This window comes from Spirosoma knui, assembly GCF_054780635.1.
In genome coordinates, this window is record NZ_BAAGVY010000014.1 from 63,334 (window position 1) to 77,559 (window position 14,226).

Annotated in this window: 13 protein-coding genes; 5 read left to right on the forward strand and 8 right to left on the reverse strand. The window is 50.5% G+C overall.

Annotation, left to right across the window (positions count from 1 at the left end; translation table 11 throughout):
* The first annotated feature begins 67 nt into the window (after positions 1-67).
* A complete protein-coding gene (locus ACYVIY_RS24100; protein ID WP_460979044.1) occupies positions 68-1,147 on the forward strand; it encodes a glycosyltransferase family 4 protein in 1,080 nt (359 codons plus the stop codon).
* A gap of 69 nt (positions 1,148-1,216) precedes the next feature.
* Here ACYVIY_RS24100 and ACYVIY_RS24105 read toward each other — a convergent pair whose 3' ends face one another.
* Both ACYVIY_RS24105 and ACYVIY_RS24110 read right to left on the reverse strand, forming a co-directional pair.
* Positions 1,217-1,885 (reverse strand): hypothetical protein, encoded by a 669-nt coding sequence (locus ACYVIY_RS24105; protein WP_460979046.1) that lies wholly within the window; start codon positions 1,883-1,885, stop codon positions 1,217-1,219.
* A 2-nt stretch (positions 1,886-1,887) separates the two neighbouring features.
* On the reverse strand, positions 1,888-2,232 hold the full coding sequence (locus ACYVIY_RS24110) for a PadR family transcriptional regulator (RefSeq protein WP_460979048.1): 345 nt from the start codon (positions 2,230-2,232) through the stop codon (positions 1,888-1,890).
* 149 nt (positions 2,233-2,381) lie between these two features.
* Here ACYVIY_RS24110 and ACYVIY_RS24115 point away from each other — a divergent pair, with 149 nt between their 5' ends.
* The 3 genes from ACYVIY_RS24115 (at position 2,382) to ACYVIY_RS24125 (ending at position 6,040) form a co-directional block, all read left to right on the forward strand.
* The gene (locus ACYVIY_RS24115; RefSeq protein ID WP_460979050.1) at positions 2,382-4,214 is read left to right on the forward strand and encodes an ABC transporter ATP-binding protein; all 1,833 of its coding nucleotides are present in this window, start codon (positions 2,382-2,384) and stop codon (positions 4,212-4,214) included.
* 273 nt (positions 4,215-4,487) lie between these two features.
* Positions 4,488-5,249 carry a ferritin-like domain-containing protein gene (locus tag ACYVIY_RS24120; RefSeq protein ID WP_460979051.1) on the forward strand — a complete coding sequence of 254 codons (762 nt, stop codon included), beginning with the start codon at positions 4,488-4,490 and terminating at the stop codon, positions 5,247-5,249.
* A 14-nt stretch (positions 5,250-5,263) separates the two neighbouring features.
* Positions 5,264-6,040, forward strand: coding sequence for a ferritin-like domain-containing protein (locus ACYVIY_RS24125; RefSeq protein WP_460979052.1), 777 nt, complete (start codon positions 5,264-5,266; stop codon positions 6,038-6,040).
* Between the two features lie 68 nt (positions 6,041-6,108).
* Here ACYVIY_RS24125 and ACYVIY_RS24130 read toward each other — a convergent pair whose 3' ends face one another.
* The 3 genes from ACYVIY_RS24130 to ACYVIY_RS24140 all read right to left on the reverse strand — a co-directional run bounded on the left by ACYVIY_RS24130 (position 6,109) and on the right by ACYVIY_RS24140 (position 9,237).
* Positions 6,109-6,756, reverse strand: coding sequence for a DUF305 domain-containing protein (locus ACYVIY_RS24130; RefSeq protein ID WP_460979054.1), 648 nt, complete (start codon positions 6,754-6,756; stop codon positions 6,109-6,111).
* Between the two features lie 262 nt (positions 6,757-7,018).
* Positions 7,019-8,326, reverse strand: coding sequence for a UDP-N-acetylglucosamine 1-carboxyvinyltransferase (murA, locus tag ACYVIY_RS24135; RefSeq protein ID WP_460979056.1), 1,308 nt, complete (start codon positions 8,324-8,326; stop codon positions 7,019-7,021).
* A 110-nt stretch (positions 8,327-8,436) separates the two neighbouring features.
* Positions 8,437-9,237, reverse strand: a complete 801-nt coding sequence (locus ACYVIY_RS24140; RefSeq protein WP_460979057.1) for a DUF4290 domain-containing protein — start codon at positions 9,235-9,237, stop codon at positions 8,437-8,439.
* Between the two features lie 229 nt (positions 9,238-9,466).
* Here ACYVIY_RS24140 and ACYVIY_RS24145 point away from each other — a divergent pair, with 229 nt between their 5' ends.
* A complete protein-coding gene (locus ACYVIY_RS24145; RefSeq protein WP_460979059.1) occupies positions 9,467-10,873 on the forward strand; it encodes an MATE family efflux transporter in 1,407 nt (468 codons plus the stop codon).
* Between the two features lie 4 nt (positions 10,874-10,877).
* Here ACYVIY_RS24145 and ACYVIY_RS24150 read toward each other — a convergent pair whose 3' ends face one another.
* The 3 genes from ACYVIY_RS24150 to ACYVIY_RS24160 form a co-directional block, all read right to left on the reverse strand.
* Positions 10,878-11,117, reverse strand: coding sequence for a hypothetical protein (locus tag ACYVIY_RS24150; RefSeq protein WP_460979060.1), 240 nt, complete (start codon positions 11,115-11,117; stop codon positions 10,878-10,880).
* A 118-nt stretch (positions 11,118-11,235) separates the two neighbouring features.
* On the reverse strand, positions 11,236-13,326 hold the full coding sequence (locus tag ACYVIY_RS24155) for a carboxy terminal-processing peptidase (RefSeq protein ID WP_460979061.1): 2,091 nt from the start codon (positions 13,324-13,326) through the stop codon (positions 11,236-11,238).
* 99 nt (positions 13,327-13,425) lie between these two features.
* A complete protein-coding gene (locus tag ACYVIY_RS24160) occupies positions 13,426-14,193 on the reverse strand; it encodes an FKBP-type peptidyl-prolyl cis-trans isomerase (protein ID WP_460979063.1) in 768 nt (255 codons plus the stop codon).
* Between the last annotated feature and the right edge of the window lie 33 nt (positions 14,194-14,226).

Sequence of the window (14,226 nt, forward strand, 5' to 3'; positions counted from 1 at the left end):
TGACCTATAAAGCAGGTGCGCTGATTTGTTCTGATATTTTCTAATTTTGGACGTATTAGAAAATCCAATGCCTTCTCTCTTTATCGACGCCGAACGCCTGCGGGATCTGAATAGTGGTCTGGGGCAGGTGTGTCTGCATCTCGGCTATGAACTCGTCAGCCAGTGCCCGCCTAACTGGAATCTGACGTTTCTGGTGCCCAAAGGGCAAGTCGGCATCTTCGGTGACTCTGTTACGTATCGTGAAGCATCCTGGCAACAGAAACTCTGGATTCCGGGCCAGTTTGACGTCTGGCATTGCCTACACCAGGATTCTTCGTATCTACCCCGGAGTTCGGCGAAGCTGGTTATGACAATTCACGACCTGAACTTTCTATCGCGCGCCGACTACTCAGCCGCAAAGAAGAGCCGCAAGTTGGCGAGTCTGCAAAGCCGAACCGCCCGAGCAACTGCCCTGGTCGCCATTTCTGATTATACCGCTTCGGAAGTCAGAAATCATCTGCGCATCCGTCCGGGTCAGTCGTTGCAGGTCATTTCGAACGGGGTGGCTATCGATACAAAACGGGCGATGGATCAGATCGAACCGCCCGCATTTCTGAGTGGTAACGACAAGCCTTATTTTCTGTTTCTGGGCGTTATTCATCCCAAGAAGAACGTTCATACGCTGGTCCCGATGCTCGAAGCGTTTCCTGATTACCAGCTCGTGCTGGCCGGTCCCGACAATCATCCTTATGCGGAGCATATTCGCGAACAGGCTCAGAAATTAGGTACTTCGGATCGGCTGATCATGCCCGGTGCGGTAGATGAACAGACGAAAAGCTGGCTTTATGCCCATTGTGAGGCTTTCCTGTTTCCGTCACTGTCGGAGGGGTTTGGCCTGCCAGTGGTAGAAGCCATGAGCTTTGGCAAGCCGGTCTTTATCTCTGACCTGACCAGTTTGCCGGAAGTAGGGGGTAAGGAAGCGTATTACTTCGAGAGCTTTGACCCCGAGAGTATGGCGCAAACCGTACACGATGGCCTGAATGATTTCGGACAAAATCCATTACGTGAGCAGCGATTGCGAAAGCGAGCCGCCAGCTTTAGCTGGCCAAATGTAGCTGGCGAATACTGGAAGCTGTATCAAACGTTAGTAGCATCTAATCAGCCTTGAGTTATTGATGTGTTTGTTATCAGACTAACGAGAACAGCGGCTTGCGTTTGGTCCACGACTCACGTTTGGTTAATTTACAATGCGTCTACGTAACGTATAGGTCTTCTCCAGCTTAGTTAGACTAAGCGAAAAGAGTATTGATATCGTATACAGAAACGTAGCTACGTAAGGCGATGACGTTCCGGTGAGTAAAGGGCTAGAAAATAGCTCAATAGCGAAAACAAGCGTTCCCCAGTTGAAAGCCTTTCTGAAAGGAGCGGTTAGTCGTTGGGCGGCAGCCTGAAATTTCCCTAAATGTGCCAGACGATTTTTAAATAGCCAGGCGAGTAGCCCCATACCATTCGTAATCAATAGCAAAGGATAGCCATAGTCGAGGAACGATGGAACAATCGTTTTTACCTGAAAAAGCAAAGTAATCAAAGGGAGCGAGATAAATAGTCGGGGAAATCCAAAATAGCTAACCATCAGCCGCATCATAGCTCTTCGATCCTCTTTCGCTCGTAACATTCGGTAATTAAGCTCCAGTCGCTCCAATCCGGCACGTTTGCCAAAACCAGCAAATACGTCCTGCAAGGCAGCCTCAAACGGCATCCCACGCTCCATGCGTTCGGAAATACCAGTTATGTAATGGTCGGTGAGTTCAGCCACAAATTCGTCTTGGTGCCACCATTGTACTTTTGTGAGGTTACTCCGCAAATGACTGTCAATCTGTCGAGCCTGCTCGTGGGTTAGGTGCATGATTAAAGGCTGGGTTTCAGGTTCAATACTAGGTTTAGATTTTCCAGGAATGCGTTTAGTTCCGCGATACGTCCGACGGCTTTGGTTTGGCCGGTTTTGGTGAGCGAGTAATATTTGCGGGCACGGCCATCAACCACCTGCGTTTCGGTGGTTAACAAACCTTCGGCTTCGAGTTTGTGAAGAGCTGGATACAGCGCTCCCTCGGTAATTGTCATCTTACCCGCCGTTAGCTCCTTTACCTTTTGGGTAATTTCATAACCGTACATCTTCTCTCGGTCTTCCAAAAGCCGCAGAAGCATGACCGACAGACTTCCTTTGAGCAGTTGAGAATTAGTAGTACTGTTCATAAGCCAAACATATCTAAATATTACGTATACCTATAACTCTTAGGTATACAATTTTACAACGTAACATGGTCCGGCATGCATTATCCAAAATTGGGCAAATCTATCTAATCTCCTAAATCCCGGTTCAAGGCGGTATCTTTGCAGGACTAATGAAAACATACCTTCGCTTACTCTCTTATGCCAAGCCACTAGGCCCCTTCCTAACGCCGTTCGTCCTGACGTCGTTACTGGCTAGTTTGTTTGGCGTACTCAATTTTACGCTGCTTATTCCACTACTCACAATTCTGTTCGATAAGGTGGACCCCGAGCAGATGCGCCAGTTTCTGAGTCAGCCTGCTCCTTCGTTTACGACGTCACCGACCCAGGCGTTCCGATATTATTTCGCGCAGGTTTTTCAGGAATACGGAAAGGTGGGTGCACTTCAGTTCGTTTGTATCGTCATTGTCATCTCCGTACTATTCAATAATCTGTTTAAATATTTATCGATCCGGCAGTTGGAGTCGTTCAAAGCCCGGATGGTTGCGCGTTTGCGCGAAGCCGTGTTTAGTCGTACACTGAATCTGCACCTGGGCTTTTTCTCGAACGAACGTAAAGGAAATCTGATGTCGCGCATCACAACGGATGTGCAGGAAGTAGAGAACTCTATTGCGAATACGCTCTCCGCTGCGTCGAAAGAAGTCTTTCTATTAATTGGGTACATCATTGCGTTACTGGGCATTTCCGTTCAATTGACGCTGTTTGCTATTATTGTTATTCCGATCTCGGGCGGATTCATAGCTACACTGGTCCGGCGCATGAAGCGCGATGCACAGGAGGGGCAGCAGCGGCTAAGCAGTCTGGTGAGTTTGTTAGATGAAACCTTCGGCGGCATGCGGGTCATTAAAGGCTTCGTGGCCGAAGGGTTTATTCTGGATAAATTTCGGACCGAAAACGAAGGATACCGACAGGCAGTACGTTCGCTGGCGAACCGTCGCGAACTGGCCTCGCCGTTTTCTGAGGTTATGGGGGTAGCGGTAGTAGCCGGCATTTTGCTCTACGGCGGTTCGCTGGTTTTAAGCGGGCAGTCGAATCTGTCAGCGGCTGAGTTCATCTCGTACATCGCCATTTTCTCGCAGGTTACCCGCCCCGCCAAAGATATATCCAATGCGTTTAGCGGATCGCAGCGTGGACTGGCTTCCGGAGAGCGGGTGCTGGAGTTGATGGATACGCAGCCTGCCATTGGCGACAAGCCGCAGGCCGTGCCTATAACAGAATTCCGCGACCGTATCTCGGTGCAGAATGTTTCGTTTGCCTACAACGCCGACGTACCGGTGTTACGTAGCATCAGCTTTGAGTTGCTCAAAGGGAAAACCATCGCCCTGGTGGGATCGTCGGGTGGCGGCAAATCAACGATTGCTGACTTGATACCGCGTTTTTATGATCCGACTGCCGGTCAGATTTTAATCGATGGCCTGGATCTGCGCGACTGCTCGGTGGCTTCGTTACGTTCGCTCATGGGCATCGTTACCCAGGAAAGTATTCTGTTTAACGATACAATCTTTAACAACATTGCTTTTGGCAGTGCTGCTACCGAAGCGCAGGTAATGGAAGCGGCCCGAATCGCGAACGCACACGAATTTATCATGGCCCAGTCAGCGGGTTACCAGACGGTTATCGGTGATCGGGGCGGCAAATTGTCGGGTGGTCAGCGGCAGCGGATTAGTATTGCGCGGGCTATTTTGAAAAATCCGCCGATTCTGATTCTGGACGAAGCAACGTCGGCGCTGGATACAGAGTCCGAGAAGCTAGTGCAGGAAGCCCTGACCCGTCTGATGACCAACCGCACTACCCTGGTAATTGCCCACCGGCTGAGCACCATTCAGCATGCCGACGAAATTCTGGTGGTCAATCAGGGACGTATCGTCGAGCGCGGCCGGCACGATGAACTGCTGTCGCTGGACGAAGGCTTCTACCGGAAGTTAAGTACTATGCAAAGCGTTTAAGGCTAATCGTCCAGCTAAATTTTCCGTTCTAGAGAATGGCGTTCGGCCGGATTTCTTCGGTTCCGTAGCTCAAATTTTTGTGCAATCAAAAAGGGTGAAAAGTTATATTTTTTTATTCTATTGATTAAGTGGTCTTATACTGGGCCATTCCCTAACTATGTATCTGATCGGGTAGTTCTTTCATGCATAAGTTAAAACGTTTTTGGGAACAAATAGTACTTACTCTGCTAACCGAATGATCGGCGCAATACTCAACCAAACGTTTTCAATATTATGCAAAAACTACCTCAAGGCCAAGCTCCGGCAAAGCAGCCGTTGTCGGTGTTACCTATCTCTCCGGTGTTTGCGGGACGTCGGATGTTCATGCGTTATGTAGGCGTGGCCACGACAACAGGCCTAATCATGAGTGCCTGTACCGATAAAATGCCCGAGCCACTAGCAGGACCTGGGGGCGGCTCGTCGGCAGGTGCGCGTGAAGGAGATATCATCGATTTAGGTTCGGGTGACATCGGCGTATTAAACTACGCTTATGCACTGGAGCAGGCCGAGCTACGTTTCCTCGAATTGGTAACCGATCGCTTCTATGACGGGGCTACCGAGAAAGAAAAACAAGTATTTATTGACCTTCGCAACCAGGAACTTACGCACCGCGAATTTTTCAAAACGGTGTTGGGCAGCTATGCTATTCCTCCGCTGACGCTGGATTACAGCAGTGTTAATTTCAACAGCCGCGACAGCGTTCTGATGACGGCTAAAAACTTTGCTGATCTGGCTACGGCCGCTTATAACGGAGCAGGTCAACTGTTAACAAACGCAACGAATTTAGGTATTTCGGGAATTATCGTATCCGTTGAAGCTCGTCACGCTGCCGTTATTCGGGAGCTGATTAGTCCGGGCAGTGCTGATTTTGCAGGTGATGACGTGATTGATCCAAGCACCGGCTTAGAGCGGGCGCTTCTACCCAATCAGGTATTGCCACAAGCAAAAAAATTCATTAAAGAAGACCTCCGGATTAACAATCTTCCAACCGTTTAAACGATCTCAACGCGATGAACTTACAGAATATAATTTCCGAATTAGAAAAAGTAGATGGCGAGGTATACGACCGCCTGAAGCACGTATCGCGCCGTCACATGTTCAATATGATTGGTCGGAAAGCTGCCGCGGTGGCGGCTCCAACCGTGTTGGCATCGGCGTTGAATAAAGCCTACGGACAGGCTCTAGACCCCGTTGTTGTCGATGTGCTCAATTTCGCTCTAACGCTGGAGTACCTGGAAGCCGAGTTCTACAACGTGGGTATGGATACCCCAAATCTGTTAACCGGTACAGCCCGGGTTGTGTACGGACAAATCCAAAAGCACGAAAATGCGCACGTTAAACTGCTAAAATCCGTGTTGGGTGGTCAAGCAGTGCAGAAGCCTATGTTCGATTTCACAGCTAAAGGCATGTTCCCGCTGCCGTTCAATAACTACCAGGTTTTCTTAACGCTGTCGCAGGCGTTTGAAGATACGGGTGTGCGTGCCTACAAAGGTCAGGCACCTAAGCTGATCAACAATGATCCGATCCTGACGGCGGCTTTGCAAATTCACTCAGTGGAAGCACGTCATGCTGCCCGCGTCCGTGAACTGCGCGGCCAGAAAGGCTGGATTACAGGTAACATGAGCCCCGGCGTTCCTTCGGCGGTGTATGCCGGTGATGAAGCGGTAAAGCATCTCGAAGTTTCGGCCCTTATCCCGGGTGTGCCTTACGAAAACGCGACCGAGGCTTGGGATGAGCCGCTCTCAAAAGAAGACGTCCTGAAAATCGTTGCTCCGTTCCTGATGTAAGGAACCAATAATCACACAAAAAAGCGTCGCTACGTTGTTCACGTAGCGACGCTTTTTGTGTGTAAGTTTTATGGCTTAGGCAACGCCTTGATGCTATCCATTTCTTGCTTGGCTTTGGCTACCATTTCCTGCGCGTAAGTACGTAGGCTGTTGTTTTTACCGTACTGTAAGTACGTATTGGCCATGTCGATGGCATCCTGACGCTGGTCGAGCAGTAGAGCCGTGAAATTTTTATCAATGTCGGCCGTCAGTTTATCGCTGGAGCCCGTCTGTTGAAGCTTGAGGTTCATCGCTTCGATGTTGCGGCTCTGTTGCTGCGCAAACGCTTGGTTCGGCCGCGATGGCTTCACCTGCTTCAGGGTTTCTTCGAGCAACCCCTGGTTTTTCTGAGCGTCGGCCAGCAGGGTTTGAGCCATTTGTTTCAGGGAAGCGTCTTTGCCACTTTGGATTTCCTGTTTGAATAGGTCCTGCACGCCCTGATTGTGGATTTTTGCCTGAAACGCATAATCAAAGTCAGGATCGCCCGTCGCCTGTAGTTTCTTCAGCTTCGTAACCATCTGCTGCATGGGCTGTAGCAACGCCGTTTTAGCCGGATCGGTGGGCGTACTGGCCGCTGTTCCTGCGCCCGAAGTCGCCTGCGCGCAGGCGGCTAATGACCCGCCCGATATCAGGGCGGCTATTAACCAGATTGATAAGTTTGACTGAATACGGTTCATCGTGTGTATTGATTATTGTCTGTAATAAGACGACTATGGTAAGGAATTTATTTCAAAGACAAGAAAAGCAGAAGATGGTTTAACTCTATTCTGATGATTCTGTTGTCTTCGCGCATCCGGGCCCGAATACGAACGTGTTTTCGTAATCTGTTACGTTCGGTTCAACGAACAGCGATGGCAAATAAAGCAAAGCCGCCCAATATACCAAAAGGCCGCTGTGGTGTTCACAGCGGCCTTTTATGTAATGATACGTATCAATTTCTTAAAACCGAATGATCTCGGCCCCGATGGCATTCAGACGGCTGTCGATATTCTGGTAACCCCGATCAATCTGCTCAATATTGTCAATAATACTTGTGCCGTTTGCCGACATAGCCGCGATCAGTAGCGCTACGCCCGCCCGTATGTCGGGTGAAGACATACGAATACCTTTCAGAGGCATCTGCCGGTTTAAGCCCACCACGGTAGCCCGGTGCGGATCGCAGAGGATAATCTGCGCGCCCATGTCGATTAGTTTATCCACAAAAAACAGGCGGCTCTCAAACATTTTCTGATGGATCAGCAAGGTTCCCTGCGCCTGCACGGCCGTAACGAGAACGATGCTCATCAGGTCAGGGGTAAAGCCGGGCCAGGGGGAATCCGAAACGGTCATCATACCGCCATCCAGAAACGAGTCGATCTGGTAACGCTCCTGCGCCGGGATAAAAATATCGTCCCCGCGAAATTCCATCTGGATGCCCAGGCGCTTGAACTGATCGGGAATAATACCCAACTGCGGAATCTGACAGTTCTTTATTGTAATCTCGGACTGGGTCATGGCTGCCATACCGATGAACGACCCAATCTCAATCATATCGGGCAGCATGGTGTGCTCAGTACCGTGCAGTTCGGTTACGCCTTCTATGGTCAGCAAGTTTGAACCAACGCCGGATATTTTAGCACCCATCGCATTGAGCATTTTACTCAGTTGCTGTAGGTAAGGCTCGCAGGCTGCGTTGTAGATAGTAGTTGTGCCTTCTGCCATAACCGCGGCCATCAGGACGTTGGCCGTACCCGTAACCGAGGCTTCGTCGAGCAGCATATACGTACCCCGCAGGTTACGGGCGTCGACCTGATAATAGCCTCCGTCGTTGGCATCGTAGTTGAACTGAGCTCCCAGCTTTTCGAAGCCCAGAAAGTGCGTATCTAACCGTCGGCGACCAATTTTGTCGCCACCGGGCCGCGGAATCCGGCCTTTCTTAAACCGGGCAAGCATCGGACCGAGCAGCATAACGGAACCCCGCAAAGCCGCGGCTTTCCGCTTGTACGTATCGGTCTCAAGATAATCCAGATTGACATCGCTGGCTTCAAACCGATAGGCACTTTCGCCAATTTTCGTCACCCACACGCCGAGATCGCCGAGGAGGTCAATCAGCTGATTGACGTCGCGGATACTTGGAATATTATAGATCGTGACGGGTTCTTTGGTTAGCAAAACGGCGCAGAGAATTTGTAAAGCCTCATTTTTTGCGCCTTGTGGAATCAGTTCGCCTTTGAGCTTACGCCCACCTGTTATTTTGAAAGATGCCATTTCGGGTGTTAATGAAATAATACAGACTATTAAATGAACAATGGTTGATAAATAAGGCTGAGAGAAAGCCGCACAGCCCGTATTCATCAACCATCATCACGACCAAAAGACTACCGCCGTCTTCGGTCGTTGTTGCGGTTATTGTTGCCGTTTCGCTGACCAGGGTTGGGGTTATTGTTATTCCGGTTGCCGAAGTTCCGGTTCGGGCCTGATCCGCCATCCCGGTCGTTGCGATTCCGGTTGTTGGGGTTGTTACGTTGCCCCTGGTTGGCGTTGTTGCGGTTGCTGAAATTGCGGTTCGCCCCACCAGATCCGTCATTCCGGTCACGGTAGTTTCCTCCGCCAATTCGCTGGGGCTGCGTCTGGTCGCCGGTACGTTCGCGCGGGGTCGCTTCTACCAATCCCTGTTCGCGAATAAGTTGGATATCGTCGGCAAGCTTACCGTTTGAGATTTCCAGCAAACTTTGGAAGATCGTATCGTCTTCAACGGACTCTTTGTTCCAGGCCTGATAGAACGTACGCATGAGCCGGGTCAGGTACGACACAAACGCCCGCCGTTCGTCGGGGTCTTCCATGGCAGCGGCTTTGGCTACTAGCAGGTCGACGTTACGTCCGAAGTGTTTAAATTTCAGGTGATGGGTGTTGTAAGGGACCCGCTGAGGCTGTTTGCCCAGAGCCTCTTCCGATGGGGGAGGGTAAGGACTATCAACATCCAGCGTAAACCCCGACATAATGTACAGATCGTCCCACAACTTATTGTAGTAGTCCTGCCCATCTTTCATGTTGGGGTGAATCTGCCGCATCAATTCAACCAGGATGTGAGCGTAACGGGTACGCTTTTCCCGGTCCTCAATGTTGACCATGTTGTCAACTAATTTCTGGATGCTACTGCCGTATTCTTTCAAGGGCATTGCTGGTCGGTGATAAAGAAACAAAAGTACGAAGGAATGGGCGAAGGGCAAAGCAGAGGACGAATCGGCCAGCACTTGCAGTTCTGCTGCGAAATATAGTCCAGCCTGCTTTTCTACAATTGCGACTGAAGGCGCTCTTAACGCGGGTAAAGATGGGCAGTTTTTGGTGATTCCAGGCAACGGCCATACAGCAGACACCGGGTTGGAACAGATTCTGTTAATTTTGACTATGGTTTCTGCTCTTCGCGTTATATACCGGACGTACCGGCCTGAATTTACCGATACCCTTCGTTTAAGTATCCCAATTATTATTGCTCAGTTGGGTGTGGTGCTAATGGGCGTGACCGACAATCTATTTGTTGGGCAGTTGTTGGGCGCTGTGCCGCTGGGCGCTGCTGGGTTAGCAACTTCGATCTCATTTTTGATGTCGAGCATTGGCGTTGGCGGACTGGCGGTTGGGGCTGCCTTAATTTCGAAAGCCGATAGCCAGCACAATGCTGCTGGTGTAAACCGATTGTTTCGGGCCGCGTTACGGGTGGCGTTGCTGTTAAGTTTTGTGCTGGGTGGGTTATCGGTGCTGCTGGCGTTCAACTTCGGTTTGTTAGGCCAAACCGCCGACGTATCGAGACTGGCTCAGCCGTTTATGCTGATTCTAAGCGCGTCGCTAATCCCATTGTTAGTGTTCGTTGCCGCCCGTCAACTTTGCGATGGATTGCGATATCCACGCGTAGCAATGGCCATAACGCTTTCGGCTTTAGCGGTAAATGCTTTGTTCAATTACCTGCTGATTAAAGGGATTGGTCCATTTCCCGAGATGGGTCTGATGGGGTCGGCAACTGCTACGTTATTGTCGCGCTTGTTCATGGCCGGAGCCATGCTGCTCTACATTTACCGGGCTGCGCGGTTTAAGCCTTATCTGACGGGTGTATTGAATCAACTGCCCTGCGCAGACGATATATGGACGATTCTCCGGCTGGGTATACCAGGTGGGTTGACTTTTTTCTTTGAGATCGCTCTGTTTTCACTGGCCGTAGTCATTGTTGGCCAATTAGGTGAGGACCGGCTGGCCGCCCATCAGATTGCCATAAATATGGCTTCGGTTACGTACATGATGGCAACGGGGATTTCGTCGGCCGCGGCCATTCGGGTCGGCGCTGCACTGGGGAGAAAGCAGCGCGACGGGATATGGCGGGCGGGGATGGCTGCGTTTATGTTGTCAGTCAGCTTCATGAGCCTAACCGCTATCTTGTTCCTGACGGCGAACGACTGGCTCGTTACGTTGTATATTCGGGACAATCCGGACGTAATGCGCATTGCCGCTTCGCTGGTTATCATGGCGGGCTTCTTTCAGCTTTCCGATGGCGTCCAGGTTGTAGCCTTGGGCGGCTTGCGTGGTCTGGCCGACGTGAACGTTCCAACCCTGATTACGCTATTCTCCTACTGGGTGGTTGCTTTGCCGCTGAGTTACGCCCTAGCCTTCTGGTTTGGCATGGATGCCATCGGCGTCTGGGTCGGCTTGCTGGCTGGTTTGTCCATTGCCGCCGTGCTACTGACGTGGCGATTCTTCCGCCGGGTACGACGGATTGACCTAAACCAGGTCCCGGTGGTAAACGGCGCTACGTCCTTATTGCACTAAGCGGTTATTGCATACTGGCCAGTAATTCGTCGCGGGTTGGCCGACTCGTCGCCAGGTCGTAGCCGATGCCGGCGCGGTCAAGGAAATCCATGAAATCCGGATAATTTTCTTTTTCAATCGTGAATACGTACCAGTTTTCGTAGGGTTCGTTGAACAGTTCAACTTCCGTTAACAAAGCCCGTTTTTGCAGCGATTGATATTGGCTGGTGTCAAGCGTATGCTGCTTGATGAGGAAATACCACATAAACTGATTGCTAAAATGAGCCGTTTGTCCGGGCGGCTCTGCTCATAATTTCTCTATAAACACAAACCCCGCACAACAGTTTGCTGCGCGGGGTTTGCTGAGACGCTGTTATGTCAGCTTATTTATTAACTGCTAGAATATAGTCGGCGAGAACCAGACCAGCTTCGTTTAGATACAGATCCTTTTTCTTCTTAGGCGCGTTCGGAGACGGAGTTCCGGTTTCATCAATCGGAGCTGTTATCTGCGATACTTTGCTGGAAGCAGCCCGTTTCCGTTCGGCTTCTTCGCGCTCTTTCCGACGCTTCGACTCCTGCAAAGAAACGACTTTGTTTTCTTTCGCTTTCTTGAACTCGGCCAAATCCTGAGCCAACTGTTTCAGTTCTGGATCGGATTTCAGGCGTTGGTCAAACCGATCGCGCAGGCGGCTCAGCAGTTTGTCGTCAATACCGCGCGACTGTTCGTACCGCGTGGAATTGATCTGATCCCAGGGCAACGCGCTTGGCTGTGAGCTTTCTCCGTATTCTTCTGCCGAGAAAGCTTCTGGCAACTGAACATCGGGCGTTACGCCTTTGTGCTGTGTGCTGCTGCCGTTGATGCGGTAAAACTTCTGGATCGTCATTTTAACCTGACCAACCTTCTCGGGCTCTTTGGGCAACCACTGGTTCAGGTCGATCAACGTTTGCACCGTGCCCTTTCCAAAGGTTTGACCACCGACGATGATACCGCGCTTGTAGTCCTGAATCGCGGCAGCAAAAATCTCAGAAGCTGACGCACTGAATCGGTTTACCAGCACCGCCATCGGACCGTCGTACGTAACAGACGGATCGGGATCAGTATATACTTCCGTTTCTCCGGTCGATTCACGTACCTGAACTACAGGGCCTTTCGGAATGAACAGGCCCGTCAGATTGATCGCTTCGGTGAGTGAGCCACCCCCGTTGTCGCGCAGGTCAATCACAATACCCGCTACTTTCTCCATTTTCAGCGAGTCAATGAGCCGCTTCACATCGGTAGTGGTACTGCTGAAGCCCTGTTCCCGCTTACGGGCACCTTCAAAATCGCGGTAGAACATGGGGATGTTGATCACACCAATTTTGAACGATTTGCCGTTGTCGGTTACTTCAATGATTTCTTTCTTAGCCGTTTGCTCTTCGAGCTTGATCTTTTCCCGGACCAGACGAATTTCTTTCGGGGGCGCGCCAGCTATGGCATCAGGAGAGACGACCTGCAGACGTACAACGGTTCCTTTAGGGCCTTTGATGAGTTTGACCACTTCATCGACCTGCCAGTTCATCGTATTCACCATTGGGCCATTATCGCCCTGCGCTACGCCCGCAATTTTATCATTTACCTTTAACTGATTGCCTTTGAAGGCTGGTCCGCCCGGTAGAACGCTGGTGATTTTGATGTAATCACCATCTTCCTGTAACATGGCTCCAATACCTTCCAGCGATTGGCTCATCTCCTGGTTAAAGCGGTCGGCGCTGGTTGGAGACAGGTAATTCGTGTGCGGATCAAGCGCTTCGGCAAACGAGTTCATATACATCTGGAAGACGTCAGCACTCTTAACCCGCCGAATGGCTTTATCCAGGTTATTATACCGCTGGGTCATGGTGGCCACAACAGCGCTGTCTTTCCGGTTACCCAGCTTGAGTTCCAGCGCCTGATTTTTCAGAATCTTTTGCCAAAGTTCGTTCTGCTCTTCTACCGTTTTCGGCCACGGCGCTTTTTCCCGGTCCGTGTTAAAGGTCTCGTCGGCTGTGAACGTGAACGGCTTTTTGAGCTGCTCTTTTACAAACTGGCTGCGTTGTTCATACCGCTTGCGATATACATTAAAGAGCGCATAAGCCGCCGTGAGGTCACCATTGATCAGAGCATCATCGATCTGGTAGCGATACTTCTCAAAAGCCGCTACGTCAGACGCTAGCAAATAGGTTTTGTTGCCATCTACTTCTTTCAGGTAATTATCCCAAACCACCGATGAGAGCGAGTCATCAAGTCGGACCTTGCGATAATGATACGTCGTCAGGAGTTTCGCCACCAACGACTCTACCTTTTCCTGCGATACCGATGGTTTGAGTTCATCGGCAAGCGATGAGCCTGGTTCATCACGTAGGAACGTACTGCCCGGAGTATGCGCCCCCGAGGGTGAATCTGGCTGAAAACTTAGCATCAGCACAGGCAAAAGGGTCACCAGATACTTTTTCATTCGATCCAGATTAATGGCGAAAGAATGAAGGAGCGAAAGAGCGATGGCTATCTGGCTACCAAATTCGCTCTTTCAGTCTTTCTTTCTTTCACTCTTTGGTTATTGTTTAACAATATCAAGCAACTCTACGTCAAACACCAGGGTTGAACCGGGTTTGATATCTGGACCAGCGCCCCGGTCGCCATAAGCGAGGTCAGCCGGTATATATAATTTCCACTTTGAGCCGACGGGCATCAACTGTAATGCCTCCGTCCAGCCTTTAATAACTTCATTCACGCCAAACTCAGCGGGCTGACCGCGTTCAACGGAACTGTCGAACACCTTGCCGTCTAACAACTTGCCCGTGTAATGTACCTTAACTCGATCGGTAGCGGTTGGTTTAGCGCCTGTTCCTTCTTTTTCAACCGAATATTGTAAGCCACTGGCAGTAGTCGTTACGCCAGTCTTGGTCTTGTTTTCGGCGAGGAACGCATCGCCCACTTTTTTGTTAGCAGCTGAAGCTTTCAAGTTCTCGGCATTGCGGGCGGCATATTGCTTTTGCCCGTAAGCATTCAGGACCTGACCGGCCTGTTCCTGAGTGAGTTGTGATTTCTGACCTTTCAGAGCGTCTTCCAGCCCACGTAACACCAATCCGTTATTGAGGTCGGTCATACCCTGCTGTTTCAAACTTTGGGCCATGTAAAGACCAATGCTATAGCTAATAGAGTCTTGCGAAGAGGTCAGCGTTGCACCGCTGGCGGGTTTTGCTACGGCTGGCTTGCCTGCGGCAGGTTTTGAAGCAGCTGGTTTTTTAACTTGAGCGGTGGCTGTATTAGCGATAAAAGCGGCTGATACCATACCGGCCAGCATCCATGGGTTGAACTTCATGCGAACGAAACAGGTGATAAACTGAATAGGTAA